At 66.9% G+C, this 12,947-nt stretch carries 10 protein-coding genes; 3 read left to right on the forward strand and 7 right to left on the reverse strand.

Annotated elements, in window-relative coordinates:
* The 4 genes from AC6LJ2_RS23365 to AC6LJ2_RS23380 all read right to left on the reverse strand — a co-directional run.
* A partial coding sequence (locus tag AC6LJ2_RS23365; RefSeq protein ID WP_498152282.1) for a 3-hydroxyacyl-CoA dehydrogenase NAD-binding domain-containing protein occupies positions 1-1,629 on the reverse strand: 1,629 nt, incomplete at its 3' end.
* The gene (locus tag AC6LJ2_RS23370; protein WP_263915378.1) at positions 1,626-2,921 is read right to left on the reverse strand and encodes an acetyl-CoA C-acetyltransferase; all 1,296 of its coding nucleotides are present in this window, start codon (positions 2,919-2,921) and stop codon (positions 1,626-1,628) included. The genes AC6LJ2_RS23370 and AC6LJ2_RS23365, both read right to left, overlap by 4 nt.
* Positions 2,922-2,936: 15 nt before the next feature.
* A complete protein-coding gene (locus tag AC6LJ2_RS23375; RefSeq protein WP_498152283.1) occupies positions 2,937-5,285 on the reverse strand; it encodes an acyl-CoA dehydrogenase in 2,349 nt (782 codons plus the stop codon).
* Positions 5,286-5,339: 54 nt separating this feature from the next.
* Entirely contained in the window at positions 5,340-6,011 is a 672-nt protein-coding gene (locus AC6LJ2_RS23380; RefSeq protein ID WP_263915376.1) for a TetR/AcrR family transcriptional regulator, read from the reverse strand.
* 324 nt (positions 6,012-6,335) lie between these two features.
* Here AC6LJ2_RS23380 and AC6LJ2_RS23385 point away from each other — a divergent pair, with 324 nt between their 5' ends.
* From AC6LJ2_RS23385 to AC6LJ2_RS23395, 3 genes are all read left to right on the forward strand, one after another.
* The gene (locus tag AC6LJ2_RS23385) at positions 6,336-7,931 is read left to right on the forward strand and encodes a glucosamine inositolphosphorylceramide transferase family protein (RefSeq protein ID WP_263915375.1); all 1,596 of its coding nucleotides are present in this window, start codon (positions 6,336-6,338) and stop codon (positions 7,929-7,931) included.
* A gap of 564 nt (positions 7,932-8,495) precedes the next feature.
* Positions 8,496-9,245 (forward strand): response regulator transcription factor, encoded by a 750-nt coding sequence (locus AC6LJ2_RS23390; RefSeq protein ID WP_263915374.1) that lies wholly within the window; start codon positions 8,496-8,498, stop codon positions 9,243-9,245.
* Positions 9,246-9,590: 345 nt separating this feature from the next.
* On the forward strand, positions 9,591-10,268 hold the full coding sequence (locus tag AC6LJ2_RS23395; protein ID WP_263915373.1) for a helix-turn-helix transcriptional regulator: 678 nt from the start codon (positions 9,591-9,593) through the stop codon (positions 10,266-10,268).
* Here the strand turns inward: AC6LJ2_RS23395 and AC6LJ2_RS23400 are convergent.
* Genes AC6LJ2_RS23400 through AC6LJ2_RS23410 form a run of 3 tightly spaced genes read right to left on the reverse strand, consistent with a single transcriptional unit; the run spans position 10,246 to position 12,937 of the window.
* Positions 10,246-11,496, reverse strand: coding sequence for a glycosyltransferase WbuB (locus tag AC6LJ2_RS23400; RefSeq protein ID WP_498152284.1), 1,251 nt, complete (start codon positions 11,494-11,496; stop codon positions 10,246-10,248). The two genes, AC6LJ2_RS23395 and AC6LJ2_RS23400, sit on opposite strands and share 23 nt — an antisense overlap.
* Positions 11,493-12,053, reverse strand: a complete 561-nt coding sequence (locus AC6LJ2_RS23405) for a putative colanic acid biosynthesis acetyltransferase (protein WP_445657079.1) — start codon at positions 12,051-12,053, stop codon at positions 11,493-11,495. Before AC6LJ2_RS23405 ends, AC6LJ2_RS23400 begins: the two co-directional genes overlap by 4 nt.
* Complete coding sequence (locus tag AC6LJ2_RS23410; RefSeq protein ID WP_498152285.1) at positions 12,050-12,937, reverse strand: glycosyltransferase family 2 protein; 888 nt, start codon at positions 12,935-12,937, stop codon at positions 12,050-12,052. Before AC6LJ2_RS23410 ends, AC6LJ2_RS23405 begins: the two co-directional genes overlap by 4 nt.
* Between the last annotated feature and the right edge of the window lie 10 nt (positions 12,938-12,947).

A 12,947-nucleotide genomic window follows, 5' to 3' on the forward strand; every position in this document is an offset into this window, starting at 1 on the left:
GGCCAGTTCCTGCCCGGCGGCGCGAGCGATGTCCAGGCCCACGGTGTCGGCCAGTTCCAGCGGCCCCATCGGCATGCCGAACGCCACCATGGCCGCATCGACCGTGGCGGGCGACAGGCCTTCGTCGACGCTGCGCATGGCTTGCAGCATGTAGGGCGCCAGCACCGCGTTGACCAGGAAGCCGGGCGCGCTCTTGACGGGCAGGGCCAGCTTGCCGATCTGGCCGACGAAGGCGCAGGCGCGGGCCAGCGTGGCGTCGGCGATGCCGTCGGCGTGCACCACTTCGACCAGCGGCATCTTGGCCACGGGGTTGAAGAAGTGGATGCCCACCAGGCGCTCGGGGTGGGTGAGGCCGGTGCGCAGCGTTTCGAGCGACAGGCTGGACGTATTGGTGGCCAGCAGGGCGTCGGCCTTCATGCGCGGCTCCAGCGTCTGGTAGAGGCCGCGCTTGGCCTCGGGCTGTTCGCTGATGGCCTCGATGATCAGGTCGGCCAGCGGCACGCCGCCGCCGGCAGGGTCGGGCACCAGCCGGTCGAAGGCGGCGCGGGCCGCGCGCGGGTCTTTCAGGCGGCGCGAGAACAGCGTGGCGGCGCGCTTGATGGCGGGGGCGATGCGGGCCAGGTCCTGGTCCTGCAAGGTGACGGTCATGCCTTTGAACGCGCACCAGGCGGCGATGTCGCCGCCCATCACACCGGCGCCCACCACGTGCACGTGGCGGATGGGCGCCGCGCCCGCCTGGCGGCCATTGGCCTTCAGGCGTTCCTGCAGGCGGAAGACGCGCAGCAGGTTGCGCGCGGTGTCGGACGCGATGATGCCGTCGATCCGTTGCGGCGCCTGCAAGGCGTTGCCGCCATGCTTTTCCCAGATGTCGACGATGGCGGGCGCGGCCGGGTAGTGCCCCAGCGGGTCCTTGGCGGCGATCTGCTTGCGGGCGCGGTTGGCGGCCACGGCCTTGAGCGGCCAACGGTTCAGCCAGGCGCCCAGGCCGCGCGCGCGGCGCGGCGGCTTGCCCGACAGCACGGTGGCGCGCGCCGCGGCCAGCAGCAGGCGTGGCGGCACGCGGGCGTCGACCAGGCCCAGCGATGCGGCACGGCGCGCGTCGGCGCCGCGGCCGGTCAGCATCATGTCCAGCGCGGCGGGCGCGCCGATGACGTCGGCCAGGCGCAGCATGCCGCCCCAGCCGGGGAAGATGCCCAGCATCACTTCGGGCAGCGCCAGCGAGGCGCCGGGCGCGTCCTCGACCAGCCGATAGCGGCAGGCCAGCGCCAGTTCCAGGCCGCCGCCCAGGCAGTGGCCCTGGATCAGGGCCAGCGTCGGGTAGCGCACGGCGGCCAGGCGGTTGAACAGGTTCCAGCCGCGCGCCACCAGCGCACGGCCCTGTTCCGGCGTGGTGAGCTCAGCGAATTCATTGACGTCGGCACCCACGATGAAGCCCGACGACTTGCCCGAGCGAATGATCAGGCCCTTGGGCGGCTGGGCGTCCAGCGCGTCCAGCACCGTGGCCAGCTCGGCCATGGTATCGGCCGACAGGGCATTGACCGCGCTGCCGGCGCGGTCGAAGATCAGCCACGCCAGGCCGTCGGCGTCGCGCTCCAGGCGCCAATGCGAAAGCGATTCCAGAGCGGTCATTGGCGGTCCTTGTTCAGTGTTTCGACCAGCATCGCTCCGCCCATGCCGCCGCCGATGCAGATCGCGGCCATGCCGCGTTTGGCGCCGCGCTGCTTGAGCGCGTCCAGCAGGTGCAGCACGATGCGGGCGCCTGACGCGCCCACCGGATGGCCGATGGCGATGGCGCCGCCGTCCACGTTCAGGCGGGCAGGGTCCAGCGCGCCCCACGCGGGGGTGCCGAAGTGTTCCTGGCAGTAGGCGTCGTCTTGCCAGGCCGCCAGGCAGCCTAGCACCTGGGCGGCGAAGGCCTCGTTGATTTCCCACAAGTCCAGGTCATTCAGGCCCAGCCCGTGGCGTTGCAGAATGGGCGTGGCCGCGTGCACCGGGCCGAGTCCCATCTGCGCGGGGTCCAGGCCGGCCCACTGGCTGTCCAGGATGCGGCCCAGCGGTTGCAGGTTCCAGCGCTGCACGGCGTCTTCGGATGCCAGCACCAGCATCGCGGCGCCGTCGGTGACCTGCGAGCTGTTGCCGGCGGTGATGTTGCCCCAGGGCTTGTCGAATACGGGCTTGAGCTTGGCGAGCTTTTCGGGGGTGGAGTCTTCGCGCACGCCGTCGTCGTCGGGGTAGGGCTTGCCTTGCGCGTCGATCAGCGGCGCGATTTCGGCGAAGGCGCCATGGGCGCGACCGGCCAGCGCGCGCGCATGGCTTTGCGCCGAATAGGCATCCATGGCCTGGCGGCTGATGCCGAAGCGGGTGGCGACATTCTCGGCGGTCTGGCCCATGGACAGGCCCACCACCGGGTCCGTCAGGCCCTTGAGCAGGCCGATCACCGGCGCCAGGTCGCGCAGGCGCAGGCGGCGCAGCGCGGCCAGCTTGGCGCCCATGCCACGCGCCGCATACCAGCCCGCCAGCCAGCGCACCATGTTGTCGGAAAACAGCAGCGGCGCGCGCGACAGGGCGTCGACGCCGCCGGCCAGCACCAGCTGCGAGCGGCCGGTCTGGATGTTGGCGATGGCCGAATCCAGCGCCTGCATGCCCGAAGCGCAGTTGCGCATCACGGTCCAGCCGGGCACTTTGTCGCCGCAGCCCAGCCGCAGCGCGATGACGCGGCCGATGTTGATTTCGTCGGGCGAAGGCGCGGCGCAGCCCACGATGACCTCGTCCAGGTCCGTGGGCGCGTAGGGTTGGCGCAGCAGCAGGCTGCGGCCGGCTTGCACGGCCAGGTCGCCGGCCGAAAACGGGCCGGGGCCCGTGCGCGCCTTCAGGAAGGGCGTGCGGGCGCCGTCGACCACGTATACCGGTTTGAATGCCATCCGATCCCCCCTGGCTCAGGCCGCTTTGCGTTCGGCGGCCGGCTTGACCGCACCCGTGATGCCGAAGTCAAAGGGGAAATCATCCACTTTCACCACGGTATCGCGCAAGGTGTTCCGGCGTTTGACGACCGCATATTCTTCGGCGGTGATGCCACCGGCGGCAAACGCGGCGTCGGCCAGGTCGCGTACATTGGCCTGCGGATTGCCTGCCAGCGCGCCGCTTTTCTCGAATTCGCGGATCTTCGATTCAATGGGCTCGGCGTCCAGCGTGGCGGCCAGCGCCAGTTCGATCGCGCCGACCGGCTCGTCGGCGGTGGCGGGCAGGTGGCAGCCGGCGGTCAGGCGGTCGCGGGCGGCGCCCGGGTTGATGAGCAGCCGCGCCACGTCCTGGCCCAGTTGGTCGGACGGCAGCGATTGTGCATGCCCCCACGGGAAGACGATGCGGCGCAGGCTCCAGGCCACCAGGCGGTTCGGGTAGTTTTCGAGCACGCCTTCAAAGGCTTCCTGCAACCGGAACAGCGCGTCCTGGATCGACCAATGGGCCAGCGGCGCGTCGGCGGCCTGGCGGCCTTCGTCTTCGAAACGCTTGAGCGTGGCGCTGACCAGGTACATCTGCGACAGGATGTCGCCCAGGCGCGCCGACAGGCGTTCGCGGCGCTTCAGGCTGCCGCCCAGCACCAGCATCGAGGTGTCGGCCAGCAGCGCGAAGGCGGCGGAATACCGGCTGAGCAACTGGTAGTAGCGCTTCATCTCGGGCGCCACGTCGGCATTGATGCCGATCCAGCGGCCGCCGGTGAGCGAGGTACCCAGCGCGCGCAGCTTATTGCGCACGACGAAGCCGACATGGCCCCAGAAGGCGCGGTCGAAATCCTGCAGGCCCTGCTTGCGGTCGGGCGATTGGGCCGCCTGCATCTCGGCCAGCACGTAGGGATGGCAGCGGATCGCGCCCTGGCCGAAGATGATCAGGCTGCGCGTCAGGATGTTGGCGCCTTCGACGGTGATGCCGATGGGAATCTGCTGGTAGGCGCGGCCCAGGAAGTTGGACGGGCCCAGGCAGATGCCCTTGCCGCCGATCACATCCATGCCGTCGTTGACGACCTGGCGCGCGCGTTCGGTGACGTGGTATTTGACGATGGCCGACACCACAGAGGGCTTTTCGCCCAGGTCCACCGCGCCGGCCGTCATGCTGCGGGCGGCGTCCATCATGTAGGTGTGGCCGCCGATGCGGGCCAGCGCTTCTTCCACGCCTTCGAACTTGCCGACCGGGGTGCGGAACTGGCTGCGCACGCGGGCATAGGCGCCCACGGCGCGCGCCGTCAGCTTGGACATGCCGGTGTTGGACGACGGCAGCGAGATCGAGCGGCCGGCGGCCAGGCATTCCATCAGCATGCGCCAGCCCTGGCCCGCCATGGCCGGGCCGCCGATGATGAAGTCCAGCGGCATGAACACGTCCTGGCCACGGGTGGGGCCGTTCATGAACATCGCGTTCAGCGGGAAGTGGCGCCGGCCGGTGTCCACGCCGGGGTGGTCGTGCGGCACCAGCGCGCAGGTGATGCCCAGGTCTTTCTTGCTGCCCAGCAGGCCGTCCGGGTCGTACAGGCGGAACGCCAGGCCCAGCAGCGTGCAGACCGGCGCCAGCGTGATGTAGCGCTTGTCCCAGCTGACCCGCATGCCGATGACTTCGCGGCCCTGCCATTCGCCCTTGCAGACGATGCCGCTGTCGGGGATGGCGGCGGCATCGGATCCGGCCCAGGGGCTGGTCAGGGCAAAGGCGGGGACCTCGTCGCCGCGAGCCAGGCGCGGCAGGTAGTGGTTCTTCTGTTCGTCGGTGCCGTAGTGCAGCAGCAGCTCGGCCGGGCCCAGCGAGTTGGGCACCATGACGGATACGGCCAGCGCCGACGATCGCGTCGACAGCTTGGTGACGATTTCGGAATGGGCGTAGGCCGAGAACGCCAGGCCGCCGTATTCCTTGGGGATGATCATGCCCAGGAAGCCGTTGCGCTTCAGGTAGGTCCAGACGTCGGCGGGCAGGTCGAATTGTTCTTGCGTGACGCGCCAGTCGTTGACCATGCGGCAGGCCTCTTCGGCCTGGTTGTCCAGGAAGCTTTGTTCTTCGGCCGTCAGGCGCGGGCGCGGATAGGCCAGCAGGCGGCTCCAGTCGGGGCGGCCGCGGAACAGTTCGCCTTCCCACCAGACCGTGCCGGCTTCCAGCGCATCGCGCTCGGTGTCCGACATCTGCGGCAGCACCTTGCGGTAGAGATTGAAGATGGGGGCCGACAGCAAGGCCCGCCTGATCGGGCGCACGCCCAGCAGGACGGCAACCAGGAGCGCGATGACGACCAGCGCGATGAGGACTGCGTTCATTTCCTTGTCTCCTTTCTCTATGTTCTTGTGGGCCTGCCGCGTGCGTCGTTCGGTCTAGGTGGCGCAGTGCGGTGGCAACGGCGCGCGCAATCCGCCGAGCAGAAAGCTCATCAGGCGGGGCAGCAGCAGGCCGGGGTTGTCGGGTTGCTCGGCTTCGTCCAGCGTCCAGCCCGTCACCGACCGCAGCAGGTCGGTGCCGATGATGGCGTAGGAGGTTGCGCCCAGCATGAATTGAAAGCGCCACACGATCTCGGCGCGCGGCACGTCGGGCAAGGCGGCGAACAGCGCATTGCGGTAGCGCTCGAGCACATCGGCGTATTCCTCGGCAAAGAGCGCACGGATGAAGTCGGACGGGTCCGTCATGGTGCGTTCGAGCAGCGGCAGGAAGGTACTGCCGGCCTGGCCGGGGTCGGCAGCCAGGCGCAGCAGGGTGCCGAAAAAGGCATCGACGATCTGCGAGGGCTTGAGCGGCTTGCCGCCGGCCTGGGCTTCGAGCTCGTCGAGCAGGCGCAGGCGTTCGCGGTTGAGGATTTCAAGCCGCCGCTTGAGCACGGCCTGCACCAGCGATTCCTTGGAGCCGAAGTGGTAGTTCACGGACGCCAGGTTGACGCCCGCCGCACCGGTGATCTGGCGCATGGACGTGCCGTCATGGCCTTGCTGCGCGAACAGGGCTTCGGCGGTGTCCAGGATGGATTCACGAGTCGTGGAGGATCTGAGTTCTTGCATCGGGTTGAATTCAAACGTTCGTTTGAATGCAGTATGCGCGTCCCGGTGCAGGGATGCGATCCCGGCAATCCCGAATAGGGTTTACCCCTAACGCCCGGTGGGCATCATCCGAATGGCTTTCCGGGGTCCGCGCCTCATCCAGATGGCAGTGAGCCGTTTGTCCTCGGACGCCCGCCCTAGGATGAAAGCCGTCTGGAAGCCTTCGCCGAAACGCCTCAGTATCAGCGCGAGGACTTGAAAGCGTGGCACTGCGGATGCACCTGGCGAGCCCGATCGCCGTTCCGGTGCCGCGGGCCTCATCGCCCTGACACAGGAGCAGGAGATATGAAGACCTACAGAGTGGGGCTGTTGCTGGACGGGACGGACCAGCCCGGGTGGATCCACGACATGGCGGACTGGCTTGCGCGCAGCCAGGACTTCGAATTGGCGGCGCTGCTGGTCATGCAGAAGGCCGTTGTCGAGCCCAGACCCCGGCTGGGCGCGAAGGCGTTGTTCAGCACCTTGTCGCGCCTGGAGTCGCGCCTGTTGCCGGTGCGCCAGCGCCAGATGCTGAGCTGCCGCGACATGCGCGCCAGCGTGCCCGCATCGACCGCGGTGCTGACCCTGGCGCAAGGCACGGAGGGCAGCGACGACGGCGTAGCCGCATTGGGCCTGGACCTCGTGATCCTGTTGGGGGCCGTGCCGGCGGTGCGCACGCGCATGGTCGGCTGGGCCCGCCTGGGTCTGTGGCGGTTGAGCTATTCGGACATCGCTGTTTCCACCAGCCGCTACGCCGGCTTCTGGGAGGTCTACCAGCGCGAGGACCACACCACGGTGAAGCTGTGGCGGGTGGGGCTGGACGCAGATGCCGACACGCTGCTCGATCAGCGCAGCTTCAATACGGAAGTGTTCTGGCTGAAGAACCAGACGCGCGCATTCAGCCTGGGCAACTTCATGGTCTACGACGCGTTGCAGGCGCTGGCCCGCGCCCGGCCCGGCACCACGCCGCCCGGCATGCAGATCATGAGCGGCCAGCGCCGCGACGACCCGGCCGAGTGGGACAGCGCCGCCTATATCGCGCGCCAGGCCTGGTTAATGACGGATTTGATTGTGCGGCGCATCATGAAACGCAATGTGCGCTGGCGGATTGGTATGTTTCCCTCGGCCCGCCAACAGGCGGTGGTATCCGAGGCCATGGTATTGCAGCCGCCAAAAGGCCGCTTTTTCGCGGATCCTTTTGTATATACCAAGGACAAGAATCCCTATATATTTTTCGAGGACTACGATTTCACCTCCCGCAAGGGCACGATCTCCGTGGCAACCTTTGAGGACGGGGCTTTCCGCTTTCTGGGGACGGCCTTGAACCTGCCCTATCATTTATCCTTTCCGTACGTTTTTGAATATGATGGCGTGACCTACATGGTCCCTGAAACGTGCGGAAATCGCAGTATAGAATTATGGAAATGCACTGAATTCCCGTTGAAATGGGAATTGGATTTGACGCTGATGGATAATATTTCTGCCGTCGATACCATTATTTTCAAGCGCGGTGAATATTGGTGGCTATTAACCAATATCGATCGCACGGATGGCCAGAATCACTGTGATGAATTGTTCGCGTTCTTCGCCGATTCGCCGCGCACGACGCAGTGGACGCCGCACGCCAGCAACCCTATCGTGCGCAACCCGATGCGGGCCCGCAACGCCGGGATCGTTGTCTCGCCTGGGGGAGAGGTGATCCGCTGCGCGCAGTACCAAGGTTTTTGCCACTACGGCAAGGGCGTGTCGCTCAACCGCATCGAAGAGCTGTCGCCGTCGACCTACGTCGAAACGGACGGCGAAATCCACTACGCCAGCTTCCTGAAGAAGCGTCATGCTTCAATGCACCATTGGCACCATCAGGGGGGTCACACGGTATTTGACTTCGCCTATATGGAGTAAATGACCTGGCGTAATTGAAAATAAAAATGTTACCTATATTTCGATTGCCGCCGGCACGCCCGGGCTTGATGTGTCCGTGGAAACATATCGACAGACCTGTCGACGAATCTGGCCGATCCTGTCCGTCTGTGCGCCCGGCGCCAGCGGGCGGGGATCGCGCCTGTCAGCCGCCCGAATTCGCCCGCCCCGACATTCCTTTCATTCGGCCTCCCCCAGGGGGAGAGCGGTTTGCGCCCTGCGCATTCGTGGGGGAAACCCTAGCGTATGAAAGGATGATGGGGGCCTCTCATCCTGATTTACGAGGATGATTAAGGCTAACGAATGATTTCTGTTTTTGTCGGATTATATCGAGTCGAAGCGTCTTGATTTTGCCCATTTCGAACCATAAGATGGGTTCATGCCATCCGTTATGTTGGCTACGAAAGTCTCCCAGCCCAAACGACCCGGTACAGCTTCATTAGATATTCCGGGATACGCGGACCACCCCCGCGGGGCTGGAAAAAAAACAAGTCTTCAGCACAGCGAAGATCCCTTCTAGGCCTGTTGAACAACCGGGAGGACACCATGGCCAAGATGGTCCTGATTGAAGCCCATCCGCTCTTGCGGCTGGGGTTGTGGCAGATTCTGAGCAAGTTGGACGATGTGTGGGAAATCGAAGGGATGGGGCTGGCGGACGTTTCCAAGGCGGACGGCGCGCATGCGGGCGCCGACCTCTTGATCTACGGCCTGCCGGTAGACAACGAAGAAGCGTGGACGACGTTGCACGAGATCCAGCGGGTACTCAACCCGAAGCGGATCCTGCTGTTGACGGATGTCATGCCGCTGCCGATGCCGGTGCAGGGCTTGCCGGGCGCCAGTGTCTACGGATGCCTGATGAAAACGGCTTCGGTCGAGATACTGGAGGCGGCCATCCGCCTGGTCATGGCGGGCGGGCAGTGTTTTCCGAGCGAACAGGCGTTGCAGTCGCCGGCCCAGGTGGCCTGCGCATTGCCGACGCGTGATCTTGACGATGGCGCAGGCAAGAGTTCCATGCCGATGAGCGCCGGGGCGCAGTTGTTGCAGATCACGCCGCGCCAATACGAGGTGCTGGTGCTGCTGGCCAGGGGCTATCCGATCAAGACGGTCAGCCGGATGCTCAATATCTCGGTTGCCACGGCCAAGACGCATGCCTGCACGCTGTATCAGCGCCTGCACGTCAAGAACAAGGGCGAAGCGGTCTACGCGGCCCTGCAGCGCGGCGCCACGTTGGAATGGCATGAACCCAACGGCCGCGAGGCGGATGGCGGGCAGCTTTACGGACGCAAGCTCGGATAGCGGTCTGCGACGGCCCGGCAGCCGGGCGCGCGCTATCCTGTGGTTGCGGCGCCACCCGGCCATCCCGCCTAGGGCATCCAACGCAGCATCGGCGGTCGCCGTGCCGCGGCCTTCCTCCTCCAATCATCCTCCTGCACGAGATTCAGCGAACGTAGCCGCTGATAGCATGGGTTGTGTCCTCAAGCATGGGTTGAGATGGCGAATCACAATTACTCGCCAGCGCGATGCCGTGCAGTGGACGAGATTCCCGTGAGTCAGGCAACGCACTAGAACCCCGTTGCAGCGTGCCGCAGCCTTGGCCATGGGAACCGTGTCTGGGCCCCGCGTCACAAGGTTCTTCCCGGGATGACAACCGTTCTAATCGAAGACTACGCGCTGCTTCGTGTCGCCATCCAGCATGTGCTGGAGCGTGTCCGGAACGCCGAGGATATTCTGGCGATCTCGCCAGCCCATCTTTTGAACATGCCCAGTTCAATCAACCGACCGGTGGAACTGCTGGTGATCGGCTGTAGCGGCGTGGCCGAGCCCGATATCGGATTGCTGTCGCAGGCCATGGCGCTGTTCATGCCTCGGCTGGTGCTGGTGTTGTATTCGGTACTGGACCAGAGTGTGATGTCGGCCTGCGCCCGCGCCGGCGTGGCGGGTTATCTGCCCAAGGCGTCCAGCCCGGACGCGCTGGCCGCCGCGGTGAGCCTGGTGCTGGCAGGGGGCGAGTGCTACCCGCAGCCCACCGGCCGGCCGCTGGCCGCGTCCAATACGCCCTTGCAGGAGCTGCGCGAACTGACGCAGCGCCAGGAGGAAATACTGCAGTTGCTGGTGCAAGGCAAGACCATGCGCGAGATCGGGCAGCACGTGGGCATTTCCGTGGCGACCGTGAAAAGCCACGCCCGTACGCTGTACTGGAAGCTGAACGCGCGCAACCAGGCCGAGGCGGCCTATATCGCGGTACAGATGGGGTTGGTGCGCGGCAGCGGCGCGCCGTCGCTGCCGCCGGCGGGCGTCAAGGCCGGCGACGAGGAATGAGGCGGGCCGGGCCGTCGACCACGTCGGCGAACGCCCGTTCCGCTGCCGCCAGCACCGCATCGATATGCAGATGGTCCAGCGCATGGCGGCGCGCGGCGGCGCCCAGCGTTTCGCGGATCTGCGCGTTGCTGGCCAGCTTGCGCACGGCCTCGGCCATGGCGGCGGCGTCTTCGGGCGGCGTCACCAGGCCACAGCGGGCCACCACGCCCGCCAGCTCGGTGCCGCGCGCCGCGCCGCACACGACCGGCCGGCCGCTGGCCAGCATGCCCGTCAACTTCGACGGCATGACCAGGTCGGCCGCGCCGGCGCGTTGCGGTAGCAGGTGTATGTCGGCCGTGTTCAGCAGCGCGCCCAGCCTGTCGGCCGGCTGCAGGTCCAGAAAGCGCACGCGCGCCAGGCCCTCGCAGTCGGCTTGCAGCGGCGCCTTCTCGGGCCCCTGGCCGCAGAAGACGAACCAGAGATTCTCCTGGGGCTCAAGCAGCCGGGCGACCTGCGCCAAGGTGCCCAGGCCCTGCTTGCCGCCCATGTTGCCGGAGTACAGCGCCACCACGGCGTCTGCGGGAATGCCCAGCTCGGCGCGCAGGTTGTTGGCAGGGTCTGGGGTGATGGCATGGACGTCGATCCAGTTGGGCAGCAGCACCACGCGATCGGGGTCCACGCCCTTGTACAGCGCCAGGTCCAGCATGCGGCCCGAGATCGTCGACACGCGGTCGAAGCGCCGCATCAGCCAGCGCTCGGCGCGCAGCACCGCCGCGCGCAGCCCGGCGCCCTTGAGCAGGCCCAGGTCGAACGCCGCATCCACTTCGTAGTCCTGGATGTGCAGCCACGCCTTGGCGCCGCACAGCCGCGCCGCCAGCCAGGCCGCGGGCGCGCAGAACAAGGCCGGCTCGACCACCATGATCAGGTCCGGGCGGCCGGCCGCCGCGCGCAGCAGCGAGGGCAGGCTGGCCAGCGCGAAGCTGGCCAGGTGCAGCAGGCGCTTGGCGCCGCCGGGCCGCTTGGGCACCCACAGCGGCGCGCGCCGCACCGTGACGCCCGCGCGAGTTTCCTTGCGGTAGCGGCCGGCATGGTAGCCGTCGTGCACCTGCCATTGGGGGTAATAGGGCGGCGCGGTGACCACGCTGACCTCATGCCCGCGGGCGGCCAGCCATTCGGCCAGTTCGGCGCTGTATTTGCCGATGCCGGTCAGTTCCGGCGCGTAGTTGATGCCGTACAGAAGGATCTTCATGCCGGCGGCGCCACGCGAGGCCTGACGGGCCGGCAGGGGTTGCCGTGGCACACCATGGCCGGCGGCAGGCTGCGAAACACCGAACTGCGCGCGCCCACCACGGCCTCGCGGCCGACGGTGACGCCGGGGCCGACGAACACATCGGTGGCGACCCAGGCGCCGTCTTCGATGCGCACGGCGCGCTCGCGCAGCGGAAAGTCGGGCTGCGCCGCGTCGTGGTCGGCGGCGCACAGGTAGCTGCGTTGCGACACCACGGCATGCGCGCCGATATGCACCGGGCCCAGGCTGTAGATCACCGCGTCGTCGCCGATCCAGGCGTAGTCGCCGATGTCCACCTTCCAGGGGTAGGTCACCGTGGCGCTCGGGCGGATCAGCACCTTCCTGCCCACCCGCGCCCCAAAGCGGCGCAGCAGCCAGCGGCGAAAGCCATACGCCACCTGCGGCGACCAGCGAAACAGCGACCCCTGCACCAGCCACCACAGCTGCACGGTCAGCGCCGAGCGGCCGCGCTGGCCGGGCGCGAGCGCGAACTGGTCCAGCCGTTGCAGCGCGCTCATTTGGCGGCTCCCGGCACGGCATCGCCCTGTTCGTCTGCGGCATCGGCCAGGCGGGCCTTGCGGATCTCTTCGGTCTTGATGCGGATCTGCCAGTAGTACATGGCGCGTGCCACGGCGTAGTCAAAGCCCGCGCGCCCATCCAGGAAGCCCAGCCGCAGCACGTAGGAATGCAGGAACGAAATGGGCGCCTTGAACGGCATGGCCTGGAAGACGCGCTTGAGCAACGCCCGCGCGCCGACGTTGGCTTCGCGCGGGTCGTTCATCAGGCCCTTGATGCGCAGGTTGGCTTCCCAGTCGGAATAGCGGTTGTGCTTGTCGAAGTAGTGATAGAGCGAATCGTGGTCGTTGTGCACCATGCGGGCGCGCAGCGCGAAGGTCTCGCCTTGCACCTGCGGCTGGTAGTGGCCTTCGACCTCCCACATGTGGGCCACGTCCAGGTCGTCGTAGTCCAGGAAGCGCGACTGGTCGCGGGCCAGCAGCGCCAGCTTGTAGACGCGGTGGCCATGCAGCAGCTTCTTGCCGCAGAACACGTAGTCGAACGGCACGAAGGCGCCGCCGGCGCCTGCCGCAAAGCGGGGCAGGCAGGCGCGGATCTCGTCGGCCAGCGCCGGCGTCATTTCCTCGTCGGCGTCCACGTACAGCACCACGGGGTGCGTGAACGGCAGCTGTTCCAGGCACCACTGCTTTTTCTTGGGGTACTTGCCGTTCCATTGGAAATTGGACACCTTGGCGCCCAGCGCGGTGGCCATGGCGCAGGTGGCATCGGTGCTGTTGGAGTCCACCACGAAGACTTCATCGAAGTCGGCCAGCGCCTTCAGGCACTTGGCGATATTGCGTTCCTCGTTCTTCGTCATCACGACGACGGATACCGGTATCTTTGACATGGTGCTTTCC

It is taken from the genome of Achromobacter sp. 1014246743 (assembly GCF_059760725.1).